The sequence below is a fragment of the Corynebacterium breve genome, from assembly GCF_030252165.1.
GTDB lineage: Bacteria > Actinomycetota > Actinomycetes > Mycobacteriales > Mycobacteriaceae > Corynebacterium > Corynebacterium breve.
On record NZ_CP126969.1, the window covers coordinates 591,634 to 610,602 of the forward strand.

At 56.6% G+C, this 18,969-nt stretch carries 17 protein-coding genes; 7 read left to right on the plus strand and 10 right to left on the minus strand.

What is annotated here, in order from left to right:
- Positions 1 to 68: 68 nt before the first annotated feature.
- On the plus strand, positions 69 to 869 hold the full coding sequence (locus tag QP027_RS02970; protein WP_284825869.1) for a DNA-formamidopyrimidine glycosylase family protein: 801 nt from the start codon (positions 69 to 71) through the stop codon (positions 867 to 869).
- On the opposite strand, the gene QP027_RS02975 is transcribed toward QP027_RS02970, so the two are convergent.
- Both QP027_RS02975 and QP027_RS02980 read right to left on the minus strand, forming a co-directional pair.
- Complete coding sequence (locus QP027_RS02975; protein ID WP_284825871.1) at positions 826 to 2,148, minus strand: MFS transporter; 1,323 nt, start codon at positions 2,146 to 2,148, stop codon at positions 826 to 828. The genes QP027_RS02970 and QP027_RS02975 overlap by 44 nt on opposite strands.
- Positions 2,149 to 2,220: 72 nt before the next feature.
- Positions 2,221 to 2,868, minus strand: coding sequence for a DedA family protein (locus QP027_RS02980; RefSeq protein WP_284825873.1), 648 nt, complete (start codon positions 2,866 to 2,868; stop codon positions 2,221 to 2,223).
- 132 nt (positions 2,869 to 3,000) lie between these two features.
- Here QP027_RS02980 and QP027_RS02985 point away from each other — a divergent pair, with 132 nt between their 5' ends.
- A complete protein-coding gene (locus tag QP027_RS02985) occupies positions 3,001 to 3,414 on the plus strand; it encodes a YccF domain-containing protein (RefSeq protein ID WP_284825875.1) in 414 nt (137 codons plus the stop codon).
- Between the two features lie 77 nt (positions 3,415 to 3,491).
- Here QP027_RS02985 and pgi read toward each other — a convergent pair whose 3' ends face one another.
- Together pgi and QP027_RS02995 are read right to left on the minus strand one after the other, a co-directional pair.
- Entirely contained in the window at positions 3,492 to 5,126 is a 1,635-nt protein-coding gene (gene pgi / locus QP027_RS02990; RefSeq protein WP_284825876.1) for a glucose-6-phosphate isomerase, read from the minus strand.
- A 74-nt stretch (positions 5,127 to 5,200) separates the two neighbouring features.
- Entirely contained in the window at positions 5,201 to 5,851 is a 651-nt protein-coding gene (locus QP027_RS02995) for a hypothetical protein (protein ID WP_284825878.1), read from the minus strand.
- A 78-nt stretch (positions 5,852 to 5,929) separates the two neighbouring features.
- Here QP027_RS02995 and QP027_RS03000 point away from each other — a divergent pair, with 78 nt between their 5' ends.
- On the plus strand, positions 5,930 to 6,247 hold the full coding sequence (locus tag QP027_RS03000; RefSeq protein WP_284825880.1) for an antibiotic biosynthesis monooxygenase family protein: 318 nt from the start codon (positions 5,930 to 5,932) through the stop codon (positions 6,245 to 6,247).
- A gap of 70 nt (positions 6,248 to 6,317) precedes the next feature.
- Here the strand turns inward: QP027_RS03000 and QP027_RS03005 are convergent, their stop codons facing one another.
- Positions 6,318 to 6,617, minus strand: coding sequence for a chorismate mutase (locus tag QP027_RS03005; protein ID WP_284825883.1), 300 nt, complete (start codon positions 6,615 to 6,617; stop codon positions 6,318 to 6,320).
- A gap of 80 nt (positions 6,618 to 6,697) precedes the next feature.
- Here QP027_RS03005 and pcrA point away from each other — a divergent pair, with 80 nt between their 5' ends.
- On the plus strand, positions 6,698 to 9,007 hold the full coding sequence (pcrA, locus tag QP027_RS03010) for a DNA helicase PcrA (protein WP_284825884.1): 2,310 nt from the start codon (positions 6,698 to 6,700) through the stop codon (positions 9,005 to 9,007).
- A 6-nt stretch (positions 9,008 to 9,013) separates the two neighbouring features.
- Here the strand turns inward: pcrA and QP027_RS03015 are convergent, their stop codons facing one another.
- From QP027_RS03015 to QP027_RS03035, 5 genes are all read right to left on the minus strand, one after another.
- Positions 9,014 to 9,688 (minus strand): M23 family metallopeptidase, encoded by a 675-nt coding sequence (locus tag QP027_RS03015; protein WP_284825886.1) that lies wholly within the window; start codon positions 9,686 to 9,688, stop codon positions 9,014 to 9,016.
- Positions 9,689 to 9,913: 225 nt separating this feature from the next.
- Entirely contained in the window at positions 9,914 to 12,520 is a 2,607-nt protein-coding gene (locus QP027_RS03020) for an FtsX-like permease family protein (RefSeq protein ID WP_284825888.1), read from the minus strand.
- A gap of 44 nt (positions 12,521 to 12,564) precedes the next feature.
- Positions 12,565 to 13,233, minus strand: a complete 669-nt coding sequence (locus QP027_RS03025) for an ABC transporter ATP-binding protein (RefSeq protein WP_284825889.1) — start codon at positions 13,231 to 13,233, stop codon at positions 12,565 to 12,567.
- Position 13,234: 1 nt separating this feature from the next.
- The gene (locus tag QP027_RS03030) at positions 13,235 to 13,765 is read right to left on the minus strand and encodes a PadR family transcriptional regulator (protein ID WP_284825891.1); all 531 of its coding nucleotides are present in this window, start codon (positions 13,763 to 13,765) and stop codon (positions 13,235 to 13,237) included.
- A 349-nt stretch (positions 13,766 to 14,114) separates the two neighbouring features.
- Entirely contained in the window at positions 14,115 to 14,855 is a 741-nt protein-coding gene (locus tag QP027_RS03035; protein WP_284825892.1) for a M23 family metallopeptidase, read from the minus strand.
- A 377-nt stretch (positions 14,856 to 15,232) separates the two neighbouring features.
- Here QP027_RS03035 and QP027_RS03040 point away from each other — a divergent pair, with 377 nt between their 5' ends.
- The 3 genes from QP027_RS03040 (at position 15,233) to QP027_RS03050 (ending at position 18,949) form a co-directional block, all read left to right on the plus strand.
- Positions 15,233 to 16,543: a cell division protein PerM gene (locus QP027_RS03040; protein ID WP_284825894.1), complete on the plus strand. Its 1,311-nt coding sequence runs from the start codon at positions 15,233 to 15,235 to the stop codon at positions 16,541 to 16,543.
- A 12-nt stretch (positions 16,544 to 16,555) separates the two neighbouring features.
- Positions 16,556 to 17,152, plus strand: a complete 597-nt coding sequence (locus QP027_RS03045; RefSeq protein ID WP_284825895.1) for a TetR/AcrR family transcriptional regulator — start codon at positions 16,556 to 16,558, stop codon at positions 17,150 to 17,152.
- A 222-nt stretch (positions 17,153 to 17,374) separates the two neighbouring features.
- Positions 17,375 to 18,949 carry a carboxyl transferase domain-containing protein gene (locus QP027_RS03050; protein WP_284825896.1) on the plus strand — a complete coding sequence of 525 codons (1,575 nt, stop codon included), beginning with the start codon at positions 17,375 to 17,377 and terminating at the stop codon, positions 18,947 to 18,949.
- Positions 18,950 to 18,969 lie beyond the last annotated feature (20 nt).

The window sequence follows — 18,969 nt, forward strand, 5'->3', positions numbered from 1 at the left end:
TTGTTATAAAAGTAGTTACAAGCGGGCGCTCAGGTTCGCCCCTTGAGACCCCGAGTATCCTCGCCTTTATGCCCGAAGGTGATTCCCTTTACCAGCTCTCACAACGCCTGCAGTTCATGCGGGATCGCACGGTTACCGCGTGTTCGATTCGCTGGCCGAGCTACGCCACCGTCGATTTCACTGGTCTTACCTGCGATCGCGTTTGGCCATACGGCAAGCACCTCTTCATGCAATTTGGCACCAATGTGTTGCACACCCACCTTAAAATGGAAGGCACGTGGGCCATCCATCGCGCTGGTACTCGGTGGCGCAAACCTGGCCACACGGCACGCGTTGTCCTCCAGCTTGACGACGACAACTCGCGCGACATCGAGCTGGTGGGACACTCCTTGGGCCTTGTTGAAGTCTTTCCGCTGCGGGAGTACGCCGAGCGAATGGGCTATCTGGGACCTGACATTTTGGAGTCGGAGTGGGACAAGGAAGAAGCCTTGCGGCGGATTGAATCCCAGCCGGAGATGGAAATCGGTCGGGCCCTGCTGGATCAGAAAAACGTCGCAGGGATTGGCAACGAATACCGGGCAGAAGTGTGCTTCATTGCCGGTGTGCATCCGGCTGAGAAAGTCTGTGACGTAGACGTGGACAAGCTCCTTATGATTGCTCGAAAGCTGATGTGGGCGAATAGAGAATCGCCGGTGCGCGTGACAACAGGGATCAAGCGTGCTGGGGAGACCAGTTACGTCTTCGGCAGGAACAACAAGCCATGTCGACGCTGCGGAACGCTGATCGTTAAGGACATGCTTGGCGGCGAAGGTGACTTGGAGCGGGTTATTTGGTGGTGTCCGAAGTGCCAGCCGGGTCCTGTTCGTTGACAACCACGACGCCGCGAGTGGAGTTTTTGAATTGCGACCGAGCCACAAGGGCCCCGGCGAAACCGAAGGCCCACACAGCAAAAACGGCGAGCCACGCGACACGGAAGTCGGACCACTCGTAGGATGCACCATTCGAGGAATAGTCAAGAAGGAACCCGACGCCTTGTGCTGCGATCATGGATGCGGTGAATCCACCCATGTTGGACATGCCGGTGCCTGTGGCAACCACGTTGTTGGGAAGATTCTCGCGTACTGCGTCAAAGCCGTAATTGCCGGCCGGAGTCAACAACGCAAAGATTACGTTGAGCACGATAACCGCCACGAGACCGCGCGGATCGGGTGAGGACAAGAAGATCAACCATGCCACGGCTTGGCCGAGGGAGAAAACAAGAGCGATGGGTACTCTTTGCGAACCAGCGCGCGAAGAAATGATTCCCATGAATGGCCCGGCGATCACCGAGACGATGGAGTTGATAACTAGCACCATGCCGGCTGTAGAAGGTTCGATCCCCATGCCTAGAGTCATCAATGGCATGCCCCAGAGCAGGCCGAACACGAACATGTACACCATGGACATCCAGTGAACAAAAAACGCCATCCAGCACACCGGGGAAGTGAAAACAATGGCCAGAGATTGACGCAGAGAATGCCGCTGTGTCTCTGGCTTGGAAGCGCTTTCTGGGGCCGCTCCCTCGGGGGAGTCCTGCACAGCGATGAGCGCTGCTAGCGACACGAGGATGCCGATCGCACCCAAGCTGACGAAGGCAACCGACCAGCCTTGGACATTGAGCAGCCACAGGAACGGCACCGCCGAAAGGAACTGGCCCAGTTGCCCCATCGCCGAGGTGAGTTGGGAGAAAAGTGGAGTCTTCTTCAACGGGAACCAGTAGGGCAGGATACGCATGATGGACAAGAACCCGGTGGCGTCGCCAACTCCGATGAAGACGCGCGCGGCGATGGCGACCCAGTAACTCGTCGTTAAGCCCAGCGTGATTTGGCCAGCTGCCATGACGAGTGCGCCAGCGACCAGCATCTTTCGTGGGCCGAATTTATCGATGAGAAGACCCATGGGAATTTGCGACAGTGCATAGACTCCGAGCTGGACCGAGGTAAAGACAGCAATGGCAGATGCATCGACCTCGAATCGCTCGATCGCGTTTACCCCGGCGACACCGAAAGAAGAGCGACCGAGTGTGGCAACGATATACACCGCAATGGCAGCAAGCCAGACAGTGAGAGCCTTGGTGGTCACTACTTCGCGCGGATCAGGTTGGGCCATGTGGTGTCACCATACTGGATGAAAGAGAAACCGGCAGGACGCGGGGAATCCTGCCGGGGTACTTGCTGCGGACTAGCTCTCAATTGGCTCTGCTGCTAAAGCTCGGGCCTTATCTCGCTTCTGTTTACGCATCACGAGGTAGATAAAGAAAGCGACCAAGGCCACCGCGATGATCACATATACGACGTTGGAATATTGGTCAACGTAATCGGCAACCTTGGTGTACTGATCACCGAGAATGAAACCTAGGTAGAGAAGCAGTGCGTTCCACAGGCTGGACCCGACAAGCGTCCAGAGACCGAAGGTCACCAGATTCATTCGGTCGATACCCGCGGGGATTGAGATCAGTGAGCGAACACCGGGAATCAATCGACCAAAGAACACAGAAGCGGCACCGTACTTATCAAACCAATGCAATGCCTTGTCCACGTCTTCTGGCTCGACGAGCCACATCCAATCTGCGATACGGCGCAGGCGTTCGGCGCCCAACCATGCGCCGACTCCGTAGAGTACGTATGCGCCTACGACTGAGCCCGCGGTAGCCCAGATGAAAGTCGGCAGCATCTGCAGCGAGCCTTGCGCCACGGTAAACCCTGCGAGTGGCAGAACTACTTCGGAAGGGATAGGCGGGAAGAGGTTCTCCAAGAGAATCGCAATTCCTACGCCGGGGGCGCCGAGGATTTCCATAAGTCCTACGACCCAATCAACAATTGCCTGCACGGGCTGTCCTTCCAAAAGGGATAAGTATAACGAATACATTCTGCACTAGTAACACGAGATCTGGGCAACCAAAATCAGTGCTTTAGGCAACTTAGCGGGTGGTTCCCAGCGATTTTCGATAGCGTAGGAACCATGAACTTTATTCTGAACATCATCTGGTTCCTCTTCAGCGGTATTTGGCTTGCCCTTGCTTACTTCTTTTTTGGCATCATCGCGTGTGTCTTCATCGTGACGATTCCCGCTGGTATCGCATCTTTCCGCATGGCGAAGTTCGCCCTGTGGCCATTTGGCAAGACCGTTGTGCAGCCAGTCGGCGGCACGGGGGGATTTTCCACCATCGGCAACGTTATCTGGTTTGTCGTCGCTGGTCTCTGGCTAGCGGTGGGGCACATCACTACTGCGGCGGCGCAGGCAATTACGATTATCGGCATCCCGCTTGCAATCGCTAACGTCAAGATGATCCCAGTTACTTGCTTCCCATTCGGCCGCAAGATCGTCGATTCGGACCGCATCCCAGTCGGCTGGGAACCGATGATCAAGATGTAGGCAACTAAGCCCTTTGCAAGGCTTATCGACGACCCCCTGTGGCGGGTGGGTCGTCGATAAGCTTTATTTATGCGCTATTACTTCTGCGCGCGGTACCACTTGATCAGGTCATCGGTGGAGGAATCGCCGGTGTCGGCCTCCTGCTCGCCGGACACAGCAGCAGCGAGCTGGTTTGCCTGCTGCTTGCCCAGCTCAACGCCCCACTGGTCAAACGAGTTGATGTCCCAGATAACCCCCTCGGTGTATGTGATGTGCTCGTAGAGAGCGATCAGGGAACCGAGGACATACGGGGTAAGTTCCTCTGCCAGGATCGTAGTGGTTGGGCGGTTACCTGGCATGACCTTGTGAGGTGCAAGTTCCGGCGCGATGCCTTCAGCGATGATCTCATCCTCGGTCTTGCCAAACGCCAGGACCTTTGTCTGAGCGAAGAAGTTGCCCATGAGTAGATCGTGCATAGAACCCTCGCCGGACATGGTCGGCAGATCAGCCTTCGGGTTGGCAAAACCGATGAAATCTGACGGGATCATCGAGGTGCCCTGGTGGATCAGCTGGAAGAATGCGTGCTGGCCATTGGTGCCCGGCTCGCCCCAGAAAACCTCGCCGGTGTCGTAAGTAACGGCGGTGCCGTCGTGTCGTACGGACTTGCCGTTGGACTCCATGGTCAGCTGCTGCAGATAAGCAGGGAAGCGCCCCAAATCCTCGGAGTATGGCAGAACCGCGTGGGTCTGCGCACCGTAGAAGTTGCGGTACCACACGTTGATCAGGCCCATCAGTGCAGGAATATTCTCGCGCAGGTCCGCGGTGCGGAAGTGTTCGTCCATCGCGTTGAAGCCCTCGAGGAAGCGCATAAAGTCCAATGGGCCGATAACGGCCATCAGGCTTAGTCCGATTGCGGAGTCTACGGAGTAACGACCCCCGACCCAGTCCCAGAACGGGAACATATTTTGGGTATCGATGCCGAACTCCGCCACCTTCTCAGCGTTGGTGGACACCGCGACGAAGTGCTTTGCAATCGCGTCTTCATTGCCGTCGAACTTCTCTAGCAACCAGCGCTTTGCCGCGTGCGCGTTGGAAAGAGTCTCCTGAGTGGTAAAGGTCTTGGAAGCAATGATGAACAGAGTAGATTCCGGATCGGCTGCCTCTAGAACGCTCACCATGTCAGCAGGATCGACGTTGGAGACGAACTCTGCGGTGATGCCTGCGGTTGCGTATGCACGCAGTGCCTTGGTGGCCATTGCAGGACCCAGGTCAGACCCGCCGATGCCGATGTTTACTACCTTCTTGATGGTGCGACCGGTGTGGCCGAGCCATTCGCCGGAGCGCAGGGCAGAGGCGAAGTCGCGCATCCGGCCGAGGACCTCGTGGACGTCTGCGGCGACGTCTTGACCGTCGACCTCTAGGTCCTTTTCCACTGGCAGACGCAAGGCGGTGTGGAGGACCGCGCGATCTTCAGTGTTGTTGATGTGCTGACCTGCGAACATGTCATCGATCTTGTTCTTCAGATCTGCCTGCTGGGCCAAAGCGACGAGGGCATCGAGGGTTTGGTCGTCGATCAGGTTTTTGGACAGATCGACGTGGAGGCCTGCTGCATCGTAGGTGTATTTCTGTGCGCGACCTTCCTCTTGGAAAAGTTCGCGAAGGGTGACGTCCTTCTTTGCTGAGTAGAGTTCGGACAGCGCAGTCCACGATGCGGTCGAAGTGATGTCAGTCATAATTCCTCCTGATTGGTGGTTTCTATTTCCCAAATCTAGTCGGAATATTCACTTCGTGCCGGGGAGTGCAAAAACTACTGAGGCCACGCTTGACGCAGCGCCCAGTGGTAGGCTCCGTCCGGCATTTCAAAGCACGCTCCTGTGAGGGCAGGCCACGTCGAGGCTGCTTGGTCGCACGTCCACAGTGAGGCATAGGGGCCGCGCATGAACCACTCGAAACGCTTAGGGGCGGCCTCTGGTGGCGGTGGGGGTGCGACTTGCGGTGGCTCGGGTGCGGGGGCTGGCGGTGGTTCTGGAGCAGGTTCGGGAGCAGGCTCTGGAGTCTCGGGAGCTGGTACTGGTTGAACCTTGGAAGTTGTCGCAGGCTCAGGTGCTGGCTCCGGCTCGGGCGCTGGCTCCGGCTCAACTGACGACGATTGCGCGGTTTCCTCTGTGGGTGATTCGGAGACAGATTCGGTAGAGGATTCCGAGGCCTCTTTCTCTTTTTTGATCCGCTCAAAGGCAGCAGTGAGTTCCGTTTGTGAAATGACCCCGTCACTGCTAAGCAGCTTTCCCTCAGCAGTGAGGGCGCGCATGTCAGATTCGCATGCAGTGTCTCCTCCGCAGACTTCCCAGGAAATCGCGGGGGCGGTTCCGGCTATTGCTTCGTCGTTGCTGGCCGTCTTACAGCCAGCGACAAGGAAGGGGAGTGTTGTGATGAAAAGGGCTGCCACTGCTCGTTTCATGCCGACGATACTAATTGAAGTGGAAAGTATGTGCAGTCCGGGAAACCCCGCAGAACGAAAAAGGGCATACTGGTGATCATGAGTATTGTAAAGATCAACGCCATCACCGTGCCTGAAGGCGCAGGTGCCACCCTCGAAGAACGCTTTGCGCAGCGCAAGCACGCTGTTGATTCCTCGCCTGGATTTGAAGGTTTCCAGCTTCTGCGTCCGGTCAAGGGTGAAGATCGCTACTTCGTTGTCACTCGTTGGGCCGACGAAGAATCTTATGCTGCGTGGCGCGACGGCCGTGGCAAAGCAGAGCACGCGAGCAAGGAAGGCGAGGCTCCACGAAAGCCGGTGTCGCAAATGGCTGAACTTCTGGAGTTTGAAGTAGTCCTTGACTCTCTAGAGCAGTAAAAGTGGATCAACGGCAACGCCCAATCGCGAAGGTGAGAAACCGACGCGATTGGGCGTTCGTCGTAAATGCTTAACCGAGCTTGCCGCGACCTAAGCGCAGCAAGATACCAGCCAGGTTCGGGCCTTCTTCTCCGAGTTCTTCGCGGAACTGGTTGATGATGGCTACTTCCCGGGTATGTACTAGGCGTGTGCCGCCAGAGCCCATGCGTGTTTTTCCGATGGCTTGGGCCACCTCGGTGCGACGCTTGACCGCGTCGAGGATGACACGGTTGAGACGATCGATTTCCTTGCGGTATTCCTGAATCTCTGCATCAGACAACGGATCATCAGTGCCGGATGGCATTCGGATTTCAAGGTTCTCTTCGGTCATAACTTTATTGTGCCATGCGGATTGTGGGACAGTGCGCTGTGGGCGCTATGTCGGACACTGCTAGTAGGTTAATAAGCATCATGACTACTGACCTCACTTTAGGACTCAATCCGCAGCAAGCCGCCGCAGTCGAACACAGTGGCAGCCCTTTGCTTATCGTCGCTGGAGCGGGCTCCGGCAAGACCGCTGTTCTCACTAGACGCATCGCCTATTTGTTGACCCAACGCGGGGTTGCGCCGTGGGGAATCCTTGCCATTACCTTTACAAACAAGGCCGCGGCTGAAATGAAGGAGCGAGTCTCCGGATTGATTGGACCACAAGCCGAGCGGATGTGGGTTGCTACGTTCCACTCGGTGTGCGTGCGGATCCTGCGCCAGCAAGCGCAATTGGTTCCGGGCCTGAACACCAACTTCACTATTTATGACTCTGATGATTCCCGTCGCTTGCTGACAATGATCGCCAAGGACATGAACCTTGATCTCAAGAAGTTCTCCGCGCGTGCCTTGGCCAACGCGATTTCAAATTTGAAGAACGAGCTCATCGATCCAGACCAAGCCCAAGCTTCTGCCGAGACGACCAAAAATCCGTTCGAGGTCACAGTTGCCAACGTATACAGCGAGTACCAGCGACGGCTGCGTGCGGCGAATGCGCTAGATTTCGATGACCTGATTGGTGAGGTAGTTCGCATTTTTAAGCAACACCCACAGGTCACGGAGTTCTACCGGCGTCGCTTCAAGCATGTGCTTGTCGACGAATACCAGGACACGAACCATGCCCAATATGAATTGATCCACACCTTGGTCGGGGAGGGTCCGGATGCTTCCGAGCTTGCTGTCGTGGGTGATTCTGACCAGTCAATCTACGCCTTTCGCGGAGCTACGATTCGCAATATCGAAGAGTTTGAGCGCGACTATCCAGCGGCCAAGACCATTTTGTTAGAGCAAAACTACCGTTCGACTCAGAACATTCTAGAAGCCGCAAACGCTGTGATCTCTCAAAACGAAGGCCGACGCCCGAAGAATTTGTGGACTGACCACGGCTCTGGCGACAAGATCGTCGGATACGTCGCCGACAATGAGCACGACGAAGCTCGTTTTATCGCCAATGAAGTAGATGCTTTGGCGGATCAGGGGCGTCATTATTCCGAGATGGCGGTCATGTATCGCACGAACAACTCCTCGCGCGCAATCGAAGATATCTTCATCCGTTCGGGCATCCCGTACAAGGTTGTTGGTGGCACGAGGTTCTATGAGCGGCGAGAAATTCGCGATCTCATCGCCTACCTACGCGTGATCGACAACCCGGACGACACCGTTAGTCTGCGCCGCATCATCAACGTGCCCAAGCGCGCCATCGGTGATAAAGCCCAGGCGATGGTTGCGCTACACGCAGATAACAACAACATCAGCTTTGGTAAGGCATTGTTGGACGCGCAGGACGGCAAGGTCGATATGCTTGCAACCCGCGCGCGCAATGCGATTTCCGGCTTCAATGACATGGTGGCGGGGCTGCGTGCGGAACTGCCAGCGATGAAAAACGAGATCACTGGCATGCCTGACCTCGGGCAGCTTGTGGCACGGATCCTCGATGTGACTGGTTATCAGGCAGAGCTTGAAGCATCGAACGATCCGCAAGACGGCGCGCGTCTGGATAACCTCAATGAACTTGTCTCCGTAGCGCGCGAGTTTTCGTCGGAAGCTGCCAACCAAATGGCTTACGACGATGAGTTTGAACCGGAAGAAGGGGAGCCGGCACCTGGATCGCTGCAGGCTTTCCTGGAGCGAGTTTCGCTTGTGGCCGATGCCGATCAGATCCCAGACAATGATCAAGGCGTGGTGACGTTGATGACGCTGCACACCGCTAAGGGACTCGAATTTCCAGTTGTATTTGTTACTGGTTGGGAAGATGGTCAGTTCCCGCATTTGCGTGCGTTGGGCGACCCCGCCGAGCTCGCTGAAGAGCGGCGCCTCGCCTACGTCGGAATCACGCGCGCGCGGGAACGCCTCTACCTCACCCGCGCGATGCTGCGCTCGTCGTGGGGCAATCCGGTGACCAACCCGGCCAGTCGCTTCCTCGGAGAGATCCCGGACGATCTCATCGACTGGCGCAGGGAGGAACCTACCTACTCCTACAACTCAGATGCGTGGGGCTCACCACGCAGGCCACGCACCACCCATCCCGCCCGCAACTCGTCACCGCGTGGTTCTACCAAGGTGAACAAGAATCTGCAGCTAGCGGTGGGCGACAAGGTCAACCACGCCAAATACGGTTTGGGTACCGTCATGGCCGTGGATGGGGTGGGTGCTCGCGAAACCGTTACTATCGATTTCGGCTCCTCGGGCACAGTCCGCCTGATGATGATTGGCGGCGTGCCAATGGAGAAGCTTTAGACCGAACTAGCTGATATAGATGCCCTTGTCTGCAAACCATGGCACTGGGTCAACCTGGTTGACGCCGTCTGGCTTGATTTCAAAATGCAGGTGAGGGCCGGTTGACTGGCCTTCGGATCCCATTTCGGCGATGACCTGGCCTGCAGAAACGCGATCGCCCACGGCGACGCTGTAGGACTGCATGTGTCCATACACACTGACCTCGCCGCCGTCGTGCTTGACAACGACCCAGTAGCCAAACCCACGCGCCGGGCCAGCATTGATAACAGTGCCGTCCATCACCGAGCGAATCGGCGTGCCGTAGTCATTGCCAATGTCGATGCCCTGGTGCATCGCGCCCCAGCGAGGTCCGAAACCGGACGTGTAGGTGCCTTCGGATGGAAGGACGACGAGGCGACCATCGGCTGTGGCGCCCTCCTGATAGGACAAAGGATGTGGCTGTACTTCCTCCGGCTCGAATTCTAGAAGCGTCGAAGGGTCATAAACGATTGAGTACCCGCCGGCGGAGATAGTAGCGCCGGTTTCGGTAATGGCGGTGGCAACCTTGCCTAGCTCGTCGAGTACAACGGAGTAATCGTCCACTGGGACACCACCGAGGTTGACGGTGAGTGCTTGGGCGTGTGCGGTTGGGGCGATGGCAACTGCGCATGCAGCGGCGACAGCAATCAAACGATGTTTCATGGTGTCCTTTTCAAACAGGTATGGGCACAACGGATCAAAGGTTAACGCCCCAAAACCACCCTGGCAACGCTGTGAACTGCGCATTTGTCGAAAGTCTGTGCCCCTGGAATCCGGAAACCCCCAGCTCACCCACTTGAAACCAGAGTGTCTAAAGTGGCAAAAGTTAGTTTTGTGACACCTGGTGTTTCGGGGGTGGTGTGGGGGTGATCGTCGATAAGTAAGGCCTTATGTCTCCCTGTAGGCGTTTGGTTGTGGTTCCCGGTGAACGAGCGTGCCGATTCCATAAGACAGGAGAGGGACAACCACCAGCAACGTGAGCAACAAAAGCCAATCCACGGCGAGGTAGTCGCGGGTGCCTACAGAGAGGACTTCTCCATTGATGTCGTATTTGGTGCTAATCGTGGATGCCCAAGAAGCGATCAGCCCGCCAGTCGTACCGAACAGGGTGCCGACGAAAGCGAGTATGGCGGCGTACATTCCAGAAACTCGTCGAGGCAATGTCGGCGCTGCACCCACCGCGGTGAGTAAAGCGAAGTGGCGATTGGTGCCTTGCGTAGACAGCGACATGATGAGCGCTATGACAACCACGATCAATGCGGACAACCCGCCTGCGACCAGCCAGGAAATGTAGCGCTCGGCTTCGAACGAGACAAGAGGTCTGACGCTGTACGCCATTGTTGAATCGTTAGATATGGCCGACAACTGGTGGCTTTGAGCAGCAGTTAAGGGCTGCTTTGCGACGAATATCGCGCCCACGGGGTAGTAGCCAGTATTGAGCTTATCGAGCGCACTGGCGGTGATCAGTTGGTAGAACTCCGCCTCGGGCAGAGCTGGGACGGCTTTTACGTCGCCGGTGGGGTTTGCCACGTCTTGCGCGCCACTGAAGTCCTCGATGTCGAGGCTGACGATATCAACGATCGTGCTGCCTGTGGCAGAGAGCACCGCTGGTTCATCTAATGCGCCCATAGCGCGTTGGTAGTCCGCTGGATCGGAAAACTCATATGCCTTGAGAGTTGCTTCGGATGCGACAGTGACTCCGCCTACCCACGGCGACGAAATTGGAATGCTGCGGAGGGTTCCAAGACATGCGCGGGCAGCCTGTGGATCGGTCTTTGGGTCGTTTCCGTGGCTGTCGGCTGCCTTTTGTACCTCGAAGCCTCCGGCATACTGGGCGGTGTAATTGCACTGGCCTGAATCCGTGTGGGCGTAGGCATCGGCATTACCTTCGACCGTGTAGGTTTCAACAGGGCCAACGATGCTCTCGACTTCCGCGACGATGGTATCCAAGGCCTCGGGATCCATCTTGCCGCCGTAATATGACGGTGACACGTACATCGCAGCTGGGTTGTAAGTCTTGTGGGTCCATGTAGCTTCGGCCTTCATCGTTGCAAGCGATGTGGAGTAGGCGAGGACACTGATGGTCGTGACGGCCAGGATTACCGCGATGGCTGGGACGGAACGGAGCGCCTGCCGTGAGACATCACGCATCGCCAGTCGACCCACGAGCGGGAGTGATGATCCCCAACGTGTCCCTTGATACACCAGGAGCGGCGCGCAGCCAGCCACTCCAAGGATAAGGATTGGCCAACCAAAAGGTCGCAGCAGGTTTTCCCACCAGAATTGCCCGAACGGGACTGCCAAGAGTACTGCACCGGCCACAATTCCGACTGGCCCTGCTAAGAACCAGCGACTGAATCTCATCATTTTGTCGGGGGCTGCACCCTGGACGCCAGAGGCGATCGACTGTCGTGCAGTGATCCACGCCGGAATGAACGCGGCAATCGTGGATCCGGTGACAGCCCCCAGCCAGGCGGCGGCAAGTTGCCCCCAGCCGAAGTCCAATGGCCAACCAGGGTAGCGCGTTGAATAGAGAATAGCGCCTGCAACTGCTCCGGTGGCGAGGCCGAGCGTCGCTCCGATCAGCCCTGTGACGAAGCCGTAGGCCATGACGGTGAGACGAATGTGTCGTTGCGACGCTCCTTGGGAGCGCATGACTGCGTAATTTCTAGCTTGTCGAACTGCGGACAGGGCGAAGACCGGCATGATGAAAAGGAGGAGGAACACAAAGCCGACAAAAATCATCGCCAGGATGTAGGCACCCATCAGGGCATCCTGCTGACCATAGGGTGGATTTTCGCCGGCGAATTCGTCGTATTGTTCGTTGGTGCTAGAAGGATTCTGAATCACGTCGTCGGATGCGACAATAAACCCGAGTTTGTTCAGAGACAATACATTTTCCCAGGTGAATTCATCGGAGCCAACAGCTATCCAACTTCCGTACCTTTGGACAGGCGAGGAGGCGATCGTCGAGAATTCTCTGGGCTCGATCAGCGTTGGGGACGATACGATTGCTTGATAGGTGGCTGAGCTTCCGGCGATCTTCCATTCGCCGAAACCATCGACCGTAATGGTGTCACCCACTTCGACATCCAGCACTGCCATCGTCGATTTTGGAAGAAGCACCTCGTTGGCGCTTGGCAGCGGAGCATGCGGTGCATATCCAACTTGATCGACGTTGAATGCAGCGGTGCGGTCCTCGTGATGGGCCACAACTTCTTGGCCAACGTGGAGATAGATATCGAACTCTGGGAGCTCTTCGGTGAGCATGTCGTACTCATTGCCACTGACAGTCTCACCGGGGCAGTCGAAGTTTGAACCGTGGATATCTTGACGGCAATCAGCGCTTTCAACAAATCTGATCGATGTACGCGCACTATCAAGGTTCTGCTGGGTACTGACGCTGGATTCGTGGACGATAAGTCCTGAAATCAACGCCACCGGAATGAAAATCATCACAAGGCCAGCGATTGTGCGCCACGGGTGAGAGCGCATGTCGCGAAGTGTGGGTCGTGTAGCGGCCGAGAAAGCGCTCATTGTTAGCTCACCCGCCCATCGCGCATCATGACTGTGCGGTCGGCCCAGCCAGCGAATCGAGGCTCATGGGTAACCAGAAGCGCCGCTGCTCCGTCGTCGACGCGGGCGCGCAGGACTGACATCACGTCGTCTGCGGTGGCGGTGTCGAGGGCGCCGGTCGGTTCGTCGGCAAGCAGCAAGGTGCGGGTGCCTATCAGTGCGCGGGCGATAGCAACGCGTTGAGCTTGGCCACCGGAGATATTTTCGGGGAAGGAATCGCCAAGTCCCGAGAGTCCAACCTCTTCGAGCGCCTTGTCGGCTGCTGCCCGACACGCTGCTGGACTGATGCCATCCAGTTCCAACGGAAGCGAGACATTCTCGGCAACAGTTAAAGTCGGCACGAGGTTGTAGTGCTGAAAGACCATGCCAACCTTTGTTCGGCGCAATTCTGCGAGCTTGTTGGCGCTGAAGTCCCGTGTATCTACACCATCCATGAGCATGCGCCCGGACGTGACGGGCTCAAGAAGGCCGGCGACATTGAGCAGCGTCGACTTTCCGGATCCCGACGGCCCCATCACTGCAACGAGCTCACCCGGCTTGACGACGAGACTCACGCTATCCAAGGCGGTGACCTGCCGAGCCCCGCTGCCAAATACGCAGGTGACGTCCATCATTTCGAGTAGGAGTTTCATATTAGGCCTTTCGGGATTCGTTGAGGAGGGCTTCCGCGCGGTCTAAGAAGCGGACGTCTGCCTCGAGATCAAAGACGCGCCGCTCCGCCATAAGTCGATCGGTGGAAAGGGTGTGGGGGAGATTGCGGGACAGCTTTGTCACTTCTCGCAGCTGTTGTAAGACTGCCTGCCGCTGCGTATCGAGCAGTCCGATGAGGTCCACGTCGCCGCAGGCGAAAGCGAGGGAGACCTTCATGACCAGTTCGTCTCGCTCCGAGTCCGGTCTAAGAACGGGGGAGGCCCACCACTGCTGGACTTCTTCGATGCCGCGGTCGGTGAGGGAGTACTCGATGGCTTCGTGGCCTGTTGGAGTCAGGGTGGATCCAGATTGGGCGACAAGGCCGTCGCGTTCTAGGCGAGCGAGCGTTTGGGTTACCTGACCCATATTGAGCTTCCACTCGTGATTAGTGGCCTCGTGGAAAGCCCCCTGCAAGTTTGACGGCGTGCTTGGACAGTGTGCGAGCAGAGCGAGAAGCGAGTGACGAACTGACATAGGTGCTCCAAGGATCGCGGGAGTGGTTACCCGGTAACTATCAGGTTACTTGGTAACCATGCGATGGTCAATGGTTTTCGAGAATATTGCTTCTTACTTGTTTCTTAACAATTCCGGCAGGGGAAGAAATGTAAGAAGTAATTGATCTGTAATAATTGCGGAGTTTCTCGCAAGAGTAATTTGAGGGGCCATTTCGCGCGATTTGCTGCGGGCCAGCGCTCTAAAAACTGCATAGTACAGCATGGTTGGTCACCTGTCCTAACTAAAGGGATCGGCGCAGGTGATCGTCGCCAAGCATGCAAAAACCCACCTTCGGGGCACAGTCCGAAGGTGGGTTAAGTGAAAAGCGTTAGAGGGAGATGCCGTGCTGGGCAAACCAAGGCTGCGGATCGATTGGGCCGCCGCCTGGCTGGTGGATCTCGAAGTGAAGGTGGGAGCCGGTGGAGAAGCCGAGGGAGCCCATGCCAGCGATCTTCTGACCTGCGGTGACACGCTCGCCAACGGCAACGTCAAGGGAAACCATGTGGCCGTAGACGGACATGGAACCATCGTCGTGCTTGATACGGATCCAGTTGCCGTAGCCGGAAGCCGGGCCGGAGTCGATCACGGTGCCATCCATGACGGACAGGATTGGGGTGCCAACGGCATTAGCGATGTCGATGCCGTTGTGCATGGTGCCCCAGCGAGGGCCGAAACCGGAAGTGAAAGTACCTTCGGCGGGCTTTACAACGCTAGGTGCACGAGCTGCAAGGTCAGCCTCTGCGCGCTCGGTGGAGTACTGAACAGCCTTCCCCAGCTGTTCTTCCAGGTTAGTGGTTGGCTTGTACTCTGCGATCGAGAGGATCTGTGGTGCAGCTTCGACGACCTGGTCGACGATTTCTGCAGCGTCGACATCGTTAGCTAGTTCGTATTCAATGTTTGCAGCCTCGGTGGAGGAGGTCTGCTGAAGGTTGGCTGCTGCCGCGCCACCTGCGCCTGCGGTGGAGACTGCACCAGTTGCAACTGCAACGAGGGCAACGCGACCCTTGTTAGGGGAGTGCTTGCGGTGCTTGCCGCCGGTGCGTGCTGCGCGAGTAGTCGAGTTAAGCATGAATCCTCTTCTTTGTCTGTTCACGATTCCCATTCTGTGCCGGGATCGTAACCATCTTGTTATCTACCGAGATGTAACAATAGCGAGTCGACTTTAAGGGGGCAAGCCGATTTAGCAAAAAAGTCATATCCGTATCAAAAACATAAATGTTACGGGCGTTATCAAATCGTGTCCTAACGCTTTCCTTGGACGGCTTCGTGGGACACTGGAACGTGATGAGTAATAAGTCCAGTCCTCGTTCCCGTCCCCCTCGGAAGTCGCCTACCGACGTTCGGTCCGGAGTGCGTGTCCCGCGGGCGGCTGCGAGCGCGACAAAGAAGAAAGTAAAGACGCCACCCACTAATCAAAGTGAGCGTTTGCGGTTCTATCTACCGACGGTGGCATTCTCCAATTTGGCAGTGTTGCTGCTGGTTATCGTCCTAGCCTTTGCCGGCATCCTCTTTGCGGGAGGCGCCTTTGCGGCACTTCCGATGGTAATTGCCGAGGCGTGGTTGGTCCTGCACCTTGTGCCAGTGACTTATGACGCCACGACCCTGGGGATGCTTCCCTTGCTGCCGGCGCTAGGTGTCGCATCGTTGGTCGCATGGCGGACGCGCAAATCGGTCCAAAACCGCGTTGGTATGAAGGATCTATATACCCTCCTCGGATTGACCGCTGTGATTCCTCTCACACTGGCGGGAATCGCTTGGTTCATGCTGTGGGACGCCAGCAAAGTCTTCCCCGTCGAGCCCCCGGCTGTCTGGGTGACAGTGCTCCATCCTGTGGCCATCCATGCAATAGGAATGGCAATAGGAATGGGACCTAAGTTGTGGCTCGCCATTGCGAAGCGGTCAAGCGTTCCAGAGGACTTGGTGGCAGGTGCGACGCATGCGCTAAAGCTTCTCGGGCGTCTCGCAGTTGCGGCGGGAATTGTTTACCTCATTTTGCTTGCCACGGGTTATCAGCGCATTGATGAAGTTGTCAGCGCCTACCCATCGCTGACAGGGTTTGGAATCGCGGGAATCATCCTTGCCTGCTTGCTGTATCTTCCAAACGCATTTATTGCGACCTTGGCTGTACTACTTGGCGGTAACTTCACCATCGGTGATGCCCAAGTCAGCCTTTTCTCCATTGACCTTGTCCCGCTTCCAGCATTTCCTCTCTTTGCTGCGATCCCGGGTGCGGCAAGTGAATGGGTGCTGGCCTTGATGATTGTCCCTCTGGCAGGAGTTATTCACTTTGTTGTGACAAGAAGCTGGAACGCGACGACAGTCGTAGCGACCGCAGTCTTCGTTGGCCTCGCAGTGCTTATTGCAACCTACTTCTCGTCAGGTGTACTCGGTGTTTATAGGTTTAGCGGACCAACGCCGTGGCTCGCGGGCCTCCTGGCGCTTGCGTGGGTCGGCCTGAGTTCCGGAATTGTTTGGGGTGCAGCGGTCCTGCGTAACCGGCAAGCGAGAACTGTCGAGCCAGAGCAAGAGCCAGAAGAAGTACTTGACGACGAAGTTGTAGACGTAGAAGAAGTGGCCGCGGTTGAGGACGATGTTGACGTGGACGACGTCGATGTAGAGGTAGATGAGTCAGCTGGGCCTGCAGACCCGGACGAATCTGTGGAGGATGAGACTGGCGAAGATGAGACAATGTCTTCCGAAGGGTCAGATGAAGTTGAACACTCATCGGAGGAACCAGAGTCTACCGATGAAAAATAGGAAAGTGTCGCAGTGACGTCTAGGAAAGAAGCCAAGGATAAGCGCCGCCGAGAGCTCTTGGAAGCTGCTGCAGAAATCATGGCGAACAAGGGATTCCACCAGGCCCGACTTAGTGATGTTGGGGCTGCCGTGGGTATTTCGGGTCCCGCGTTGTACCGCTATTTTTCGAGCAAGGAAGATCTCTTGGCTGAAATGCTGATAGATATTTCGATCCGTCTGGTTGATGGGGCCCGCGAGATCGTCGAAAAGCACCAGGGGAGTGAGGGCGAGGAGGCTGATCCTGTTCAGGTGCTTCAGGCGTTAGTTGATTTTCACGTCGAGATAGCGGTGACGGAACCGAATCTGATCCGGGTGCAACAACGTGAGATCAACAATCTGGATGGCAACTCAGCGGAAAAGGTGAAGTCACTTCAGCGCACATACCTGGGAATCTGGACTGATTTGCTTCTATCCGCCCGCCCCAGTTTGGGGCGAAAGGCTGCCCGGCTACGGACGCAGTTTGCTGCGGGCTTGGTGAACTCTTCGCGATTCGTGATTCATTGGTCGGGGCCTGATCTGATTCGAGAACATGCTGGCGTTATGGCGATGGGGGCTCTGCTCGCAGACTAGTCAGTTAATCGGGGGTAACTGAAATTGGACCTCCTTCCTGCAAAGTTGCAGGAAGGAGGTCATTTTGTTTCGGAAACCACTCCTATGGGGGTGGCATGTGCCATAAAGGTGGCCAATAGTGTTGTGGAACACATACTGGGGAAGTAGTCTCTGTCACAAGGAAATAGTTAACGGCTATTAACTCAACGATTGTTCGTCGCAGATTTTGTACAGGGAGACTCAATGACTGCACCCGCAACCAACCGAGAGAGGCACGAAGCTTTGATCGCAGATCTCCGCGAAGTAATGGACACCACCGCACAGGGTGGATCTGTGAAGTCGCGTGAGCGCCACATTAGCCGTGGCAAACTTCTGGCACGTCAGCGTATTAGTGAACTCCTTGACCCAGGGTCACCATTCCTCGAGGTCGCGCCATTGGCAGCCCACGAGATGTACGGGGGCAGTGTTTCTGCCGCTGGCGTCGTAGCTGGTATCGGAATGGTAGAGGGGCGCCGCTGCATGGTAGTAGCCAATGATGCAACTGTCTCCGGTGGCACCTACTACCCGATGACGGTGAAAAAGCACCTGCGCGCCCAAGAGATCGCTTCCGACAACCATCTGCCATGCATTTACTTAGTCGATTCCGGCGGAGCAATGCTGTTGAATCAGGCGGATGTCTTTCCCGACCGCGATCACTTTGGCCGCATCTTCTACAACCAGGCCAACCTATCTGCACGGGGAATTCCACAAATCTCCGCCGTCATGGGTTCCTGTACGGCGGGTGGAGCCTATGTTCCAGCGATGAGTGATGAAAATGTCATCGTGAAAGAGCAGGGAACCATCTTTCTTGCAGGACCGCCGTTGGTAAAGGCAGCAACAGGAGAAGAGGTAACTCCTGAAGACCTAGGCGGTGGCGATCTCCACTCGCGTACCTCGGGCGTAACCGACCACCTTGCGTTAGATGACGCAGACGCGTTGCACCGCGTGCGTCGTATCGTCGACACGCTACGCCCGAACCCGAAGGCGCCGTGGGAGGTACGTGACACCATCGCACCGATTCGCGACCAGAAGGAACTCTACGATGTAGTCCCAGTCGACTCGAAGGTGCCGTATGACGTTCACGAGGTTATCGAGATCATCGTTGATGGAGGCGAATACGAAGAATTCAAAGCGGAGTATGGCAAAACCCTAGTCACTGCCTTCGCACGTATTCACGGACACCCAGTGGGCATCATCGCAAACAACGGAATCTTGTTCGCCGAATCGGCCCAAAAGGGTGCTCACTTCATCGAACTATGCGACCAGCGCGGTATTCCACTGGTATTCCTGCAAAACACTACTGGATTCATGGTCGGCCGTGAATATGAGGCAGGCGGTATCGCAAAGCACGGAGCCAAAATGGTCAATGCCGTAGCGACCACACGAGTACCTAAGTTCACTGTGGTCATCGGAGGTGCATTCGGCGCAGGCAACTACTCCATGTGCGGACGCGCATACTCACCGCGCTTCCTCTGGATGTGGCCGAACGCCCGAATCTCGGTGATGGGCGGCCCCCAGGCCGCAATGACCCTCTCCACCGTGCGCCGCAATCAGATCGAGCGCTCTGGCCAAGAGTGGTCGGCCGAAGAACAAGAAGAGTTTGAAGCACCGATCCGAGACAAATTTGCCGAAGAATCCCACCCTTATTACTCCTCGGCTCGACTGTGGGACGACGGTGTGATTGACCCAGCAGATACTCGTCGCATCCTTGGTCTCGCCCTCGACGTAGCCTCTGGAGCTCCGCTGGCCGACCCAGGCTTCGGCATCTTCCGCATGTAAGCCCGCATCACAAGAAAGGA